The sequence below is a fragment of the Chengkuizengella axinellae genome (assembly GCF_030730905.1).
Lineage (GTDB): Bacteria > Bacillota > Bacilli > Paenibacillales > KCTC-33759 > Chengkuizengella > Chengkuizengella axinellae.
The window spans coordinates 476,406-490,865 of sequence record NZ_JAVAMP010000002.1 but is presented as its reverse complement, the minus strand read 5'-3'; the positions used below and the strand labels follow the sequence as shown (position 1 = coordinate 490,865).

Below are 14,460 nucleotides of genomic sequence, written 5' to 3'. Positions count from 1 at the left end.
TAAAACAATTAATCAAAATAATGAATGAATAGCTTGAGATGGAGTTGAATGAGTTCATCTTCATTTCCTTGGTCCTCTTGTTCTGAACCTTGATCAGAACGCTTAGTCTCCCATTCCATCAATTGTATGACCTTTTCTAGTCTCTCTAGATCATTCATAAAATCAGTTATATCTTGTAAACCTCCTGTTATAAATAACGAAACCGTTTGTCCTAAGAGCTCGTATTGTTCATAATCTATCCATTGAGATGGACTGTATTTAATATAATGGATGTCTACGTTGTTTTTATTGGCAATCAAATTTAAATTGATCGTAAAATCTAAACTATCTTCTTGATTTGCTATTTCAAATTTGTCTTCATCAACAAAATCCATTTGTTTCTGATTTATAATAAGATTGGTTTCATGCTTGCGTTTTATGAACTGCTCTTCTGTAAATTTTATTTGCTTGGTTAAGTAGCTCGATTGAATTATTTTAGGAACAATCCAAGTTAATGCTAATACAAGATGGATCGCTAAGCCAGAAAGTAAGATGATTACCATCATTCGTTTTTGCTTAAACCACCAGGTTTTATTCATCTTACATCCTCTCTTCATTTTAATTTTCCTGGGTCAATACCTCAATACGTGCAGTCCCTAAAGTACTTTTTATTTCCGTTTCAATAGCCTGATCCTTCATTGTTTCTATAGTCATTTCTTTAATTTCTAGATGATCAATGATTTCGTATTTTTCAATTAACTTTAACTCATTCAGAATCATTCTTAAATTTCCATCCAAGAATTGGAAAGTAAGTATATAATCTGTTTCATCTTGATTTGCCAAACCCAGCATTCGTAAAGATGGATTTTTTTTCTTTAATTCGTTAAGTGTTTGAAATAATTTGAAACTGTTTTGGCTTTGAAGTTCTAACTTATGAAATGCCGATGTGCTTTGATTTACATTATTCTCATCTATTTCACCTGCATGATTATTTAAGAATATTTCTAAATCTAACTCTAATTGATGCATTTCATTGGACAATCGTTCTACTTTATTATGATATGTTATACTAATATAGACCATGATAGGCAAACTAATAAAATAGATGATCATGATGAAAATTACAAGGATGATGGTCGATCTACTTATTTTTTTATGGTAAGGTAATAGATTGATTGTTTGCACTATTGTCTCCCCCTCAAGGCTAGTCCTAAAGGAACTGCGAAAAATGGCAACAAGTCATCCTTATCCTGAACTCCTAAACAATTACCTTCTAAGATTTTCACTTCATATGGAAACATTTGATTAAATGCATAACCTATTTCATGTAATTCTTTTATATCCCCAGATATAATCATATACTCAAACTTTTCCTGCCCCTTATTTATTGAATAAACATAATGATGAACAAACTTTTTCACCTCTTGAATTAAATAATTAAATACATCATCATTTTTATCCACCATTTTAAATGAAACAGATTCCTTAGCTGAGTTTCTAACACTGCTGTATTTTTGAAAAGATCTCTTCACAGGGATGACTCGGATTGATTGAAGTGTTCCTTTTTCAAATATGCTCATTTCTGCCACCATCTCATTTATTTCAATGATTAAAAAAGATTTTTCTGTATCTATAAACTCCATAACATGGATTAGTCGATATAAAGACAATGCTTTGATTTCCATACTTATCGGTTTTAAATCTGCAGCTTCTAATGCTTTAACATAAACCTTGATTTCATCTTGTTGTGCTGTGAGCAGAATTACTTCTGTATTTTGATTCGAATCTATATTTAATTTAATAATGTCATAATGCGATTCTTTAAATGGAAGTATTATTCTATTTGAATTCATTGCTTCGTAAATCCATTTATGAATATCATCTACTCTGATATATGGAACCTTAACATAATGTAGATGGACTAGATGACTTGGTAACATAAAATGGACTTGATTAGTCGTTAAATTCATTTCCTTTACCATCGTTTTTAATATATGTATGACTCCTGTTAAATTAATAATCAGTCCGTCTTTGATCAAATTTGCATGAATCGGTTTCATATTGGCCTGATGAATTGTAAAACCATTTTCTTTATCCGATTTTACCTCCACTAACTTAATAAAATCATCTGTTATTTCCAATCCAAGAAAACAATGAATGGAATTTAATTTTTGCTTAAAATATTCTATCAATTTCATCATTTAGCCTAAGTTAAACTCCTTTAACTAACAATATACTTCACTTCCCCATCATATATATATTCGTATCAAGTACAAACTATTCCCACATTTCACTTTACAAATTTTCATAAGTATTGTAAATTACTTATTGTAAGTAAATGACTGTTGAGGTGATTCAAATGACAATTGAAATAAAAGTTTTTTCTGATTATGTGTGTCCTTTTTGTTATATAGGAAAAGCGACTTTTAATGAAGCGATAAAAAATAAAAATGTGAATGTGAGATGGATGCCATTTGAGCTAAGACCTAGCTCTGCTCCTCCAATATATCCTGAACAGATGCAAGGCTTATTTGATCAAGCAGTAAAACCATTAGCTGAACGATTAAATGTCAATATGTCTCTGCCTGAAATGTCACCACACCCCAGAACCCCTATCATCCATGAAGGATTCTTATATGCAAAAGAGCACAATAAAGGAACGGAATATAATGAGATGGTTTATAAAATGTTTTGGGAGGAACAAAAAGATATCGGAGATATTGCTGTGTTAAAGGAAGTTGTGAAACAAATTGATCTAGATGCCGATGAATTTGAAAATGCACTGAACACACGCAAATATAAAAATGAACTGGAAGCATACCTTAAAAAAGCGGCGGAAGATCATATCAGTTCAATCCCTACTTTTATCATTGGAGGTCAAAGACTTCAAGGTGTTCAATCCAAAGAAACCATTGAACAGTTGATACAAGCTGAAAGTGATAAATTCAATTCAACAGATTTGAGCAATGCCAGTTGTAATATTGATGGCTGTGACTGAAAATTGATTTTTTTGGTTTAAAATGGAATGTTTTTCATCTGTGCCTCTTGTATAAATCTTTTATAATCTAGACATCTTATTAATGTTATTAAAGTTCTAATAAGGAGGCATTTATGAAAGCTAAACCTGACAATAGAGATGATAATGTGGAAAAATTACAAGAAGCCGTTCAAAATACGATCGGCAATCTAAGAGAAGCTGAGGATTATTTAGAAGAATTCGGCGATGAACTGGGAAACAATGAGCAACAAGCCATCGAATCAAAGAATGACCGAAGAAAAGAAAGTATCCGAGGATTTCGTGAAGAGATAAAGGACGAAGCTCAAGCAGAACAACAAAGAAACTCCTAATAGAAACAAATAAGAGTCCACATATTTTATGGACTCTTATTTGTTTCATACACATCCTATTAACCTGAACCATAGTCATTTCCATTTATATATGATGATCTTTTAAAATTTTCTAATTCATTGTTTTGGTTTTTTAAATTTTTGGTTTGATTTTTTGTCTTTTTATCCTCAATATTGGCCAAAATAATAAACAAGGTTACTAAGAAAGAAAATAGGGTTAAAAAAAGTATTACTTTAATCAGCATCTCATCCCCCCTTATTCATGATTCCTTTTAATAGGAAATATCCAAAAATCATGGGCAATATGCGTATTCTCATGAACACTTTTCGCTTCTTGAAGTAATCGATCTAAACCTTCATCTTGATACCTTGAGCTTATATGAGTCAGAATTAATTGATCTACATTAGAATCCCTTGCTAACTTAGCTGCTTGTAAAGCTGTTGTATGAAAATACTTATAAGCTAAATCACATAAATCTTCAGTAAATGTCGATTCATGAACTAATACATCAGCGTCCATGGCTATTTGAGGAGAAGTATTGCAAATTCTTGTATCTCCCATAATAACAACTTTTCTTCCTCTGAGTTTTGGACCAACATATTGAGACGCAATCAACTTTTCCCCATTCTCTAATGTAATGTCAATTCCCTTTTTTATTTGAGAAAACAGAGGTCCTGGTGGAATACCAGCTTTTTGAAGTTTTTCAATTAATAATGGACCCGGTTGATCCTTTTCTGTAATGCTGTAACCGTAACTGTCTATTCGATGTTCAAGCTTTGCTGTTTCGATTAGAAATTGATCATCCTCAAAGACAATGCCTTCGTTTAAACTTTCGGGAATTTCCTCTATATGTAAATCATATCCTAAATGAGCTTGACTAATCAATAATACCGACGTCACATAATCTCTAATGCCCTTTGGACCATAAATGGTTAAAGGAGAATTTCCTCCTGAATAAGCTCGACTTGTTAAAATACCTGGCAGTCCATAAATATGATCACCATGTAAATGTGTGATAAATATTTTTTCTAATTTACTTAACTTTATTGTAGATCTCAAAATTTGATGTTGTGTTCCTTCCCCACAGTCGAAAAGCCAAACACTACCTCTTTCTTGCAAAAGTCGTAAGCAAATGGAGGTTACATTACGATCACGTACAGGCATACCAGCAACAGTACCTAAAAATTCCAGTTCCAAATTTGATTCCCCCCATGATCTATACTACAGATTTAATGTACAAAAACTTCAATCGGAGTTTTTAAGAGATGTTATGTTTGAATAAAAAGAGCGTAAATAATTTACGCTCTTAATTTAACTACTATTTAAAATATTCATCTAATTATTGTTACTCAAATTCTGAGTTTATATCCCAAAAAATAGTTTATCCTTTATCTACACTAAAATACTTAGCTTGAGGATGAGCGAACACCATTGCAGATACCGATGCTTCAGGCTCCATCATAAACCCATCTGTCAACTCTACTCCTATTTCCTCTGGCTTCATCAATTCAAATAAAGGAGCTTGATCTTCTAGATTCGGACATGCAGGATATCCAAAGGAAACTCGGATTCCTTGATATCTTGCTCCATGTCTCTTTTTCATCGTCATATCAGGTGCATCTGGGAATCCCCAAACATCTCTCATTATATGATGTATTCGTTCGGCAAATGCCTCAGCAGTTTCTAAAGCTACTGCTTGAATAGCATGTGATCGAAGATAATCTCCTTGATCCTTCCATTTCTCTGCTAGATCCCTAATCCCTTTTCCTGCTGTAACTACAAGGAAACCAACATAATCCATCACTCCACTATCCACAGACTTAAGAAAATCTGCAAGACATAGATAGGGTTCAACCTGCTGACGAGGGAATGAGAATGTTTTAATGATCTTAGAATGATCATTTGGATCATAAATCAAAATATCGTTTCCACTGGACTGTGCGGGATAGAATCTGTACATTCCATGTGTTTCGATAATCTTCTCGTGAATTGCTTCCTTATATATTTGATCTACGACTTCTTTCAGCTCCAAAGCCTTCGTGTCGTGAGATTCTATAAGGTGATCCACTTTACCACGTAAACCCAAATGATGACCTAATAACATTTGCATATTTACATATGGAACAAGGTGATCCAATGGATAATTTTTTAGTACATGTTTCTCTAAATCAGGAGGTGTAAACACAGGTGCATCTTGAGAAATATCTGATCGTACTGCTCTAGAGAGCTTAGGCTTCACTTTGTCCTTCCCTGAATCCATCACATCAGAATCTTTTAGTTCACGCATCTTTTGAATGAGAACCTCTCGTTGCTCTGTATCGCTGATCTGATTTGCTAAATCTAAACCATTCATTGCATCTTTTGCATATAATACTAATCCATCATATTCCGGTCCGATTCTGTTTTTCGTAAATTTACGGCTCAGTGCGGCTCCTCCTACAAGGATTGGAACATCTATTCCTGCATTTTTTAAATCTTGTGCGGTAACTACCATTTGCTGTGCAGATTTCACCAATAATCCGGAAAGACCGATTGCATCAGGTTTTTCTTTCCTATAGGCTTCAATTAACTGTTCTGGTGGTACTTTAATACCTAAATTAACAATTTTGTATCCGTTGTTGGATAGAATGATTTCTACTAAATTCTTTCCTATATCGTGGACATCACCTTTTACAGTGGCTAACATTATTGTCGCCTTTACAGAAGTTTCAGACGTCTCCATATGTGGTTCTAAATAACTTACAGATGCTTTCATAGCTTCTGCACTTTGCAATACTTCGGCAACAATTAATTCATTATTATTAAATAAACGTCCTACTTCTGCCATCCCGTCCATTAATGGACCATTGATGATATCAAGTGGTTTGTACTTTTCTAATGCTTTATCTAGATCAGCAAACAATCCCTCTTTTGTTCCCTCAATAATATAGGAAGCCAAACGTTCTTCTAATGACAAGTTTGAGATTTTTTCTTTTTTCTCTACTTTCTTTTCACGATAAAAAGCAACAAACTCAGCGAGAGTTTCATCATTTGTTTCGAAGATTAATGCCTCTGCTAAACGACGTTCATCTTCAGGGATAGATGCAAAACGCTCTAATTTCTCCGTGTTTACTATAGCATAATCCAAGCCTGCTTTTGTACAATGATACAAATATACTGCATTTAATACTTCACGACCTGCTGGTGGCAATCCAAAGGATACATTGCTTAGCCCTAAAATAGTATGACATTCTGGCAACGCTTCTTTAATCAAACGTATTCCTTCAACCGTTTCTTTTGCTGAACCAATATATTGTTCATCCCCTGTACCTACTGGAAATACCAATGGATCAAATATAATATCCTTAGGATTTAATCCATACTTATTGACCAATAGATCATACGATCTTTTTGCTACTTCAAGCTTTCCTTCTCGTGTGATTGCCTGGCCACTTTCATCAATCGTACCTACAACTACAGCTGAACCATATCGATGTATAAGTGGTACAATGTTTTCAAACTTTTCTTCTCCATCCTCAAGGTTAATGGAATTAATAATGGCCTTTCCTTGTGAATATTTCAATGACAGCTCTATAACATCTGCACTAGTAGTATCTATAACTAAAGGAACCTTCACTTTTTTCACAACATATTGTAAAAACTTCTCCATGTCTTGCACTTCATCCCGATCTGGATCCTGTAAACAGATGTCCAAAACATGAGCGCCACCTTTTACTTGTGCTCTAGCGATTTCAGAGGCTTCTTCAAACTTACCCTCAGCGATAAGTCTTTTGAATTTCCTTGATCCAAGCACATTCGTTCTTTCCCCAACCATATAAGGTCTGCTATCAGTGTCGATATAAACTGTTTCAATCCCTGATACGGCTGCTAAATGTTTACCTGTTTGTGAACGTGGTGTAAATGATTGCATTGTTTCAGATAATACTCGAATATGTTCTGGAGTAGTTCCACAACATCCTCCTGCAATATTTAACCAACCTTGTTCAGCAAAGCCTGCCATTTTAGCTGCTAAAGATTCAGGTGATTCGTGATAATGACCGTCTTCATCAGGTAATCCTGCGTTAGGATAACAGCTTATTGCAGTATCAGCTATTTGGGAAAGGCTTCGAATATGATCTCGCATAAATTCAGGACCTGTTGCACAATTCAGTCCAATGGATACAGGTTCTAAGTGCTCCAATGATATATAAAATGATTCGATGTTTTGACCAGCTAACGTTGTACCCATTGGCTCAATCGTACCAGAAATCATGACAGGTATTTTTTTTCCTAGTTTTTCAAAAGCACGTTGAATTCCAATGCTGGCTGCTTTTACATTTAACGTATCTTGCGATGTTTCAAGCAATAATACATCTACTCCACCTTCAATTAGTGCTATAGCCTGTTCATGATAACTGTCTTCCAACTCTTGAAAAGTGATACCACCTGTAACAGACAGTGTTTTTGTCGTTGGACCCATAGCTCCTGCTGCATAACGAGGCCACTCAGGAGTCGAATATTTATTCACAGCCTCTACTGCAAGTTTTGCTGCTTCTATGCTTAATTCTCTTGCACGATCTTGAAGATCATACTCTGCCAAAACGACACTTGCTGATCCAAAGGTATTTGTTTCAATAATATCCGAACCTGCTTCTAAATATTTCTCATGGATGTTAGAGATCAATTCAGGTTGAGTTAATACAAGCATTTCATTACAACCATCCAATTCCTCTCCACCAAAATCTTCAGGTTTCAAATCTGCTTGCTGTATCATCGTACCCATAGCGCCATCTAATATAAGAATTTTCTTTTTTAATTGTTCTTGAATTGATATTTTACTCATTTTCCTTCCACTCCGCTTCAATATATGTCCGTTCGATGATTTCAAGGAGCACTACTGTCTCCAGTATCACCTAAATGTGATTTTCTATATAGTCTACCAAATTTGTCGGAATTGTAAAGAGATGAATATCAGTCTCTTATAATCCTTTTTTTTAAATAAGAACGATTATCATAGACGAATTATATCATATTTAATTGCATATTGGAGTTCATTACAGAAAAAAACTTTAGAGGAGTAAAGAAATATACGAGGCAAAGGTAAACAAAACACTAAGATAATAATATTCAACATTCTCGCAGAAGTTATAACAAGGTTAAAGTAGGCTTGGATGATAAATAATGGATGAGGAGATTGAGGATAAGTTATATTACAAGACATCGGTGTTTTAGAATAGGGGAATTTCGTTCCCTTATAAGGAACGAAATTCCCCTATATTATTGATTCAAAAAGTGTTAGTCATCATAATAATCACATGGATGTTATGCTGAATTCCACTTAGACTTGAGATACACTGTACATTTTTTCTCGTAAATTCTGCACCTCAGTACTTTCCAAATACTCATCATAACTCATTTGTCTATCAATAATTCCATTTGGCGTAATTTCAACAATTCGATTGGCTACTGTTTGAATAAATTGATGGTCATGAGACACAAACAACATCGTACCGTCAAATTGAACAAGACCATTATTTAGGGCTGTAATGGATTCTAAGTCTAAGTGATTGGTAGGCTCGTCTAATATCAATACATTTGCAGCACTAAGCATCATCTTAGACAACATGCAACGAACCTTTTCTCCTCCTGATAAAACATTACATTTTTTCAATGCTTCTTCACCAGAAAACAACATTCTTCCTAAAAAGCCACGAATGAATGACTCATCTTGATCCTTAGAATATTGACGCAGCCAATCCACTAAGTTTAAATCTACATCAAAATATTCTGAGTTATCCTTTGGAAAATATGCTTGTGAAGTGGTTACTCCCCAAGTATAAGAGCCTTCAGCTGGTTCCATTTCACCCATTAATGTATTAAATAAAGTTGTTTTTGGTATTCCATTTGGTCCTACAAAGGCAATTTTATCACCTTTATTTACAACTAAATTTATTTTGTCCAATACTAAATCATTTTCTAAAGAAACCGTTAAATCTTCAATAAATAATAATTGTTTCCCGGCTTCTCTTTCTGATTTAAAATTAACAAAAGGATATTTTCGATTAGAAGGTCTAATATCTTCCAACTTCAGCTTCTCTAATTGTTTACTGCGTGATGTTGCTTGTTTGGATTTTGATGCATTTGCACTGAATCGAGCAATAAACGCTTCTAATTCTTTTCGTTTCTCTTCTGTTTTTTTATTCTTTTCTTGCATTAGCTTTAATGCCAATTGACTTGATTCATACCAAAAATCATAGTTACCGACATAAAGCTCTATTTTCCCAAAATCAATATCTGCAATGTGTGTACAAACTTGATTTAAAAAGTGACGATCATGAGAAACTACAATCACAGTGCCATCAAATTTAGCTAAAAAGTTTTCAAGCCACTGTATAGACTCTAAATTTAAATGGTTCGTAGGTTCGTCCAGCAATAATATATTTGGGTTGCCGAATAAGGCTTGCGCTAATAAAACACGAACTTTATCATTTCCACTAAGCTCTGACATCTTTAGATCATGTAACTCTTTTCCAATCCCTAATCCAATTAATAATTCACCAGCATCAGCCTCAGCTTGCCAACCATCTAATTCTGCAAACTCTCCTTCAAGTTCAGCTGCTCGCATTCCATCTTCATCAGAAAAATCTGGTTTTGCGTAAATCGCATCTTTTTCAACCATTATGTTATAAAGTTGACTATGGCCCATCATTACTGTTTTTAAAACTTCGTACTCATCATATTCATAATGATTCTGTTTCAATACTGCAAGTCTTTCACCAGGTGTAATATTAATCGTTCCTTTATTTGGCTCTAACTCACCAGATAAAATCTTTAAAAATGTGGACTTCCCAGCTCCATTGGCACCGATCAAACCGTAACAATTACCTGGTGTAAACTTAATGTTCACATCTTCAAACAAGGCTCTTTTGCCATATCGAAGAGATATATTATTTGCTGAAATCATGTAATAACCCTACTTTCAATATTTTTCTTCATTTTCTACATTTATATTATCTTTGCAAGGAACCGCTTTGTGCCCACTCTTCAACATTCCAAACCTTTGTAATCCAGTCTTCATAAAACTCAGGTTCATGGCATACAAGCACTATCGTACCTTGATATTCCTTTAGCGCACGTTTCAATTCTTCTTTTGCAACAACATCTAGATGGTTCGTTGGCTCATCAAAAGCAATCCAGTTGCTTTCTCTCATTAATAATTTACATAAGCGCACTTTTGCTTGTTCTCCACCACTTAATTTATTTAAGGGTCTTGATATGTGCTCTTTTTTCAAGCCACATCGCGCTAGTGCTCCTCGTACTTCATTCTGATTCATGTTAGGAAACTCATTCCATACATCATCAATTGGAGTAAGATGACCAACTTTTACTTCTTGTTCAAAATAGGCAGGGATCAAAAAGTCCCCTTGATGTGTCTTCCCACTGTAAGGTTTGATTAGACCTAGCATTGTTTTTAACAGCGTGGATTTCCCTACTCCATTACATCCCACAATAGCAATTTTATCTTTACGTTCAATGAGCATATTCATTTCGGGCAGCAAAGGTCGGTCATAACCTATTTGTAAACCTTCAGCTTCAAACACAGTTTTCCCGCTTGCACGTCCTTCTTTAAAAACAAACGTTGGCTTCATGGCCATTTCTGGTCGGTCAATACGATCAAGACGATTTAATTGTTTTTGCCTACTTTTTGCTCTTCCAGATGTTGAGTATCTAGCTTTATTTCGTTGAATAAAATCCTCTTGCTTCTTGATATATTCCTGTTGCTTTTCATAAGCATCAATATGTTGATTTTTATTAAGTTCAGCCATTTGTAGAAACTTTTCATAATTTGCAGTATACCTTGTTAGTTTTGAAAACTCCAAATGATATATGACACCTACCACTTTATTCATAAACTCCGTATCATGAGAGATAAGCATAAAGGCTGATGGATATTCTCTCAAATAGGTAGTTAACCATTCGATGTGTTCAGTATCCAAATAGTTTGTAGGTTCATCTAATAAAAGCACTGCTGGCTGTTCTAACAGAAGCTTAGCCAACAATACTTTTGTCCTCTGTCCACCACTTAATTCAGAAACATCACGATCCAATCCAATCGCAGATAAACCTAGACCATTAGCCATTTCTTCAACTTTATTATCTAAAAGATAAAATCCGCTGTTTTCTAACCGTTCCTGAATCTCACCCATTTCTTCCAACAACTCTTCTAATCTCTCAGGTGAAGCCTCGGCCATTTCCTCTGTAATTTTGTTTAACTTTCTTTCTTTCTCTAATAAAGGTAAGAATGCGTCTTTTAACACATCACGCATTGTTTTTCCAGGTGTTAATTTTGTATGCTGATCTAAATATCCGTAGTTCACCTTTGGTGTCCATTCCACTTTTCCAGTATCCTTTAAAACTTGTCCTGTTAATATATTCATTAAAGTAGATTTCCCTACGCCATTTGCCCCTACAAGTCCAACATGTTCTCCTGGAAGTAATCTGAATGAAACATTTTTAAATAAAACTCGTTCTCCAAACGTATGACTTAAATCTTCTACAGTTAAAAGACTCACGATTCCCTAACTCCTAACATTTAAATTAATATGCCTGTACATATATTTAATTTATATAAAACTTGATTAATCATTAATATTTAAAAATAATACTAAGAAAACAATTCATTATAACATATATTAATCGAGAGTAAATTAAAATCATCAAAAATTGGATACCAACCTATTAAATACAGAACATAACAAAGAGCCATACATCTGTTATAATCAAGTTAGATGTATGGCGTCCTTTTGGAATCAACCCTTTATAATAATGCTTTTTGATTGATAGATTCTATAACTTCATGAAGTTCATTTAATTCCTTTATTTCATAGTCTGGTTTGATTTTATCGGAAGGTTCCATGTTTTTACGATTAACCCATACACATTTCATACCCACACTTAATGCACCTTTTATATCTGTTGTTAGCTTATCTCCAACCATGATACCTTCATGTGCTTCAATTCCTAAAAGACTCATAGCATGTTCAAATATTGCAGGTGATGGTTTTCCTTGACCAAAACTTCCAGATACCATGATTTGATCCATATATGGTGTCAACTTCGGCAAAGCAGCTAATTTTTCATTTTGAATATCTGGAGATCCATTCGTTAAAAGCATTAACTTATGATTTTCTTTTAGTATGTCTAATGTTGGATATGTCGCATCATATACATAAGTCCTCGCACGTCTTTCACTTGGGAACAACTCACCAAGCGTTTCACCTAACTGTAAATCATCAATTCCTATAACCTTTAATCCTCTGGTCCATGCTTCCTTACGATACTCAGGTGCTATTTGTTTCAATCGACTGAAATGTTCATTTTCATCATTAAAATTCCCCCATAAAGCTTCAAAGGGATTAATGCCAATATTTTTTGTATATTCAAAAGTCTCATAAGATTCATACAATGCTCTTGCCTCTTGTCGAACAGCCTCTTCTAATTTTACTGAATCAATATCATAATGTTGCTTTACGGACTCACAAGTAACTTCAAATGCTTCCTTCACACAACGATCATCCCAAAGTAAAGTATCATCCAAATCAAAAATCACAGCTTTTATAGTCATCTTTCCACTCACCCATTTCAAGTATATTCTTTATCATAACTTTTATCTTTTTATTTTGATAAATCAAGAGTTAAAGTTCTTTTGAATTTATCAATAAATCGATTAGGATATTCATCATCCAGAGCACTGATTTTATCAAGCTCATTCCACTCGTCAGCAGTTAATTTCCAATCAAGCGTTCCCATATTTTCTTCAAATTGATCTAGCGTATTTGCACCAAATATCGGAGATGTAATCCCTTTTTTATCAAGAAGCCAGTTTAAAGCAACCTGTGCTGGTGATGCACCTCGCTGTTCTGCAATTTCTACTACAGTATCAAGGATCTTCCAATTCTTTTCCGTATTGCGATTTTGCCAAGAGGATTCGCCCATTGCTTTATGGAGTCTACCTTCACTAGGCTGAACACCTTTTTTGTATTTTCCCGATAAAAACCCACTGCCAATTGCAGCCCAAGGCATAACGCCTACATTCTCTTCTATACACAAAGGTAATACCTCTCTATCCATCTCCCTACTGACAAGACTATACTGAGGTTGAATGGATATATATCTGACAAATCTATTAAAATCACTATAACATAATGATTTCATTAATTGCCATGCTAAAAAGTTGGAACATCCTATGTATCTAACTTTTCCAGAGGTTACAAGATCATCCAAAGCTCGTAATGTTTCTTCTACAGGTGTAAATTCATCCCAGACATGTACTTGATAAAGGTCAATGTAATCCGTTTTCAAACGTTTTAAACTTGCCTCTACTCCATTCATAATATGTTTACGAGACAATCCAGCGCTATTCAAATCTTTTCCTGTTTGAAATCTTACCTTTGTAGCTAATACTATTTCAGAACGACGATCCTCAATAGCTTTTCCCACTATCTCTTCTGACTTACCTTGTACATAAACATCTGCTGTATCTAAAAAGTTGCCTCCTCTGTCTAAAAAGCGATGCATCATATCGATCGAATCTTTTTCACTCGTTGTGTGTCCAAATGTCATCGTTCCTAAACATAGTTTCGAAACTGCTAAACCACTTTTCCCAAGCAATCTATGCTCCATCTTAGTCCTCCTTTGACAATTGAATGAATATTTATTCATCATTTTATATATTTTTTATTGTATACCTAATGATATAAAAAGAACAAGATCACATTATGATCTTGTTCTTTTTCGTATATTACAAAAAAGCTCTGATTGGTTTTCTATCAAAAATGAAGTTGAAAGTATGCAAATTACTTTTCATCATCTACAATTTCGATATTATCCAATTGTGCTCTAAAGTTTTTTCTAAAGGATTTTAAATATTCCTGACGTAACTTTTGTTGTTCCTTCGTTTCTTGAGCATTCAAACCAACTGCTTTCTTTTTTCTAGCAAGCTCGTTTATTCTGTTAATTTGATCACTGTTCATACCATTTAATCCCCCTATCTACCTCATTACTTTGACATTTCAAAAAAAAAATGTCAAGCAGGGGTGTTGAAACAGTTTAAACATTTATTCTCTTTTCGTTATTACTTCCTCAGATTCATC

General features: G+C 34.1%; 13 protein-coding genes. 2 read left to right on the top strand and 11 right to left on the bottom strand.

Annotation, left to right across the window (positions count from 1 at the left end):
* Positions 1-8: 8 nt before the first annotated feature.
* From Q5Y73_RS07985 to pilM, 3 genes are read right to left on the bottom strand one after another with little or no spacing between them, the layout of a single operon-like run.
* Positions 9-578, bottom strand: coding sequence for a hypothetical protein (locus Q5Y73_RS07985; protein ID WP_305991332.1), 570 nt, complete (start codon positions 576-578; stop codon positions 9-11).
* 19 nt (positions 579-597) lie between these two features.
* Positions 598-1,164 (bottom strand): hypothetical protein, encoded by a 567-nt coding sequence (locus Q5Y73_RS07980; protein ID WP_305991331.1) that lies wholly within the window; start codon positions 1,162-1,164, stop codon positions 598-600.
* Positions 1,164-2,180 (bottom strand): type IV pilus biogenesis protein PilM, encoded by a 1,017-nt coding sequence (pilM, locus tag Q5Y73_RS07975; RefSeq protein ID WP_305991330.1) that lies wholly within the window; start codon positions 2,178-2,180, stop codon positions 1,164-1,166. The genes Q5Y73_RS07980 and pilM overlap by 1 nt, the downstream gene beginning before the upstream one ends.
* 158 nt (positions 2,181-2,338) lie before the next feature.
* On the opposite strand from pilM, the gene Q5Y73_RS07970 reads away from it, so the two are divergent.
* Together Q5Y73_RS07970 and tlp are read left to right on the top strand one after the other, a co-directional pair.
* Entirely contained in the window at positions 2,339-2,977 is a 639-nt protein-coding gene (locus Q5Y73_RS07970; RefSeq protein ID WP_305991329.1) for a DsbA family oxidoreductase, read from the top strand.
* A 113-nt stretch (positions 2,978-3,090) separates the two neighbouring features.
* Positions 3,091-3,327, top strand: a complete 237-nt coding sequence (gene tlp / locus Q5Y73_RS07965; RefSeq protein ID WP_305991328.1) for a small acid-soluble spore protein Tlp — start codon at positions 3,091-3,093, stop codon at positions 3,325-3,327.
* A gap of 59 nt (positions 3,328-3,386) precedes the next feature.
* Here the strand turns inward: tlp and Q5Y73_RS07960 are convergent, their stop codons facing one another.
* The 8 genes from Q5Y73_RS07960 to Q5Y73_RS07925 form a co-directional block, all read right to left on the bottom strand.
* Positions 3,387-3,572, bottom strand: coding sequence for a hypothetical protein (locus Q5Y73_RS07960; RefSeq protein ID WP_305991327.1), 186 nt, complete (start codon positions 3,570-3,572; stop codon positions 3,387-3,389).
* A gap of 11 nt (positions 3,573-3,583) precedes the next feature.
* Positions 3,584-4,525, bottom strand: coding sequence for a ribonuclease Z (gene rnz / locus Q5Y73_RS07955; RefSeq protein ID WP_305991326.1), 942 nt, complete (start codon positions 4,523-4,525; stop codon positions 3,584-3,586).
* A gap of 184 nt (positions 4,526-4,709) precedes the next feature.
* The gene (gene metH, locus Q5Y73_RS07950) at positions 4,710-8,150 is read right to left on the bottom strand and encodes a methionine synthase (RefSeq protein ID WP_305991325.1); all 3,441 of its coding nucleotides are present in this window, start codon (positions 8,148-8,150) and stop codon (positions 4,710-4,712) included.
* Positions 8,151-8,645: 495 nt separating this feature from the next.
* Positions 8,646-10,271: an ABC-F family ATP-binding cassette domain-containing protein gene (locus Q5Y73_RS07945; RefSeq protein WP_305991324.1), complete on the bottom strand. Its 1,626-nt coding sequence runs from the start codon at positions 10,269-10,271 to the stop codon at positions 8,646-8,648.
* A 46-nt stretch (positions 10,272-10,317) separates the two neighbouring features.
* On the bottom strand, positions 10,318-11,880 hold the full coding sequence (locus tag Q5Y73_RS07940; protein WP_305991323.1) for an ABC-F family ATP-binding cassette domain-containing protein: 1,563 nt from the start codon (positions 11,878-11,880) through the stop codon (positions 10,318-10,320).
* Between the two features lie 245 nt (positions 11,881-12,125).
* Positions 12,126-12,932: an HAD family hydrolase gene (locus Q5Y73_RS07935; RefSeq protein ID WP_305991322.1), complete on the bottom strand. Its 807-nt coding sequence runs from the start codon at positions 12,930-12,932 to the stop codon at positions 12,126-12,128.
* Positions 12,933-12,982: 50 nt separating this feature from the next.
* Positions 12,983-13,990 carry an aldo/keto reductase gene (locus tag Q5Y73_RS07930; RefSeq protein WP_305991321.1) on the bottom strand — a complete coding sequence of 336 codons (1,008 nt, stop codon included), beginning with the start codon at positions 13,988-13,990 and terminating at the stop codon, positions 12,983-12,985.
* Between the two features lie 173 nt (positions 13,991-14,163).
* Positions 14,164-14,340 (bottom strand): DUF896 domain-containing protein, encoded by a 177-nt coding sequence (locus Q5Y73_RS07925; protein ID WP_305991320.1) that lies wholly within the window; start codon positions 14,338-14,340, stop codon positions 14,164-14,166.
* Positions 14,341-14,460: the final 120 nt, after the last annotated feature.

Bases quoted from the DNA above. Each gene is read 5' to 3' on its own strand.
- Q5Y73_RS07945 (WP_305991324.1), bottom strand. From the start codon at position 10,271: ATGATTTCAGCAAATAATATATCTCTTCGATATGGCAAAAGAGCCTTG.
- Q5Y73_RS07930 (WP_305991321.1), bottom strand. From the start codon at position 13,990: ATGGAGCATAGATTGCTTGGGAAAAGTGGTTTAGCAGTTTCGAAACTA.
- Q5Y73_RS07960 (WP_305991327.1), bottom strand. From the start codon at position 3,572: ATGCTGATTAAAGTAATACTTTTTTTAACCCTATTTTCTTTCTTAGTA.
- tlp (WP_305991328.1), top strand. From the start codon at position 3,091: ATGAAAGCTAAACCTGACAATAGAGATGATAATGTGGAAAAATTACAA.
- pilM (WP_305991330.1), bottom strand. From the start codon at position 2,180: ATGATGAAATTGATAGAATATTTTAAGCAAAAATTAAATTCCATTCAT.
- metH (WP_305991325.1), bottom strand. From the start codon at position 8,150: ATGAGTAAAATATCAATTCAAGAACAATTAAAAAAGAAAATTCTTATA.
- Q5Y73_RS07935 (WP_305991322.1), bottom strand. From the start codon at position 12,932: ATGACTATAAAAGCTGTGATTTTTGATTTGGATGATACTTTACTTTGG.
- Q5Y73_RS07985 (WP_305991332.1), bottom strand. From the start codon at position 578: ATGAATAAAACCTGGTGGTTTAAGCAAAAACGAATGATGGTAATCATC.
- Q5Y73_RS07970 (WP_305991329.1), top strand. From the start codon at position 2,339: ATGACAATTGAAATAAAAGTTTTTTCTGATTATGTGTGTCCTTTTTGT.
- Q5Y73_RS07925 (WP_305991320.1), bottom strand. From the start codon at position 14,340: ATGAACAGTGATCAAATTAACAGAATAAACGAGCTTGCTAGAAAAAAG.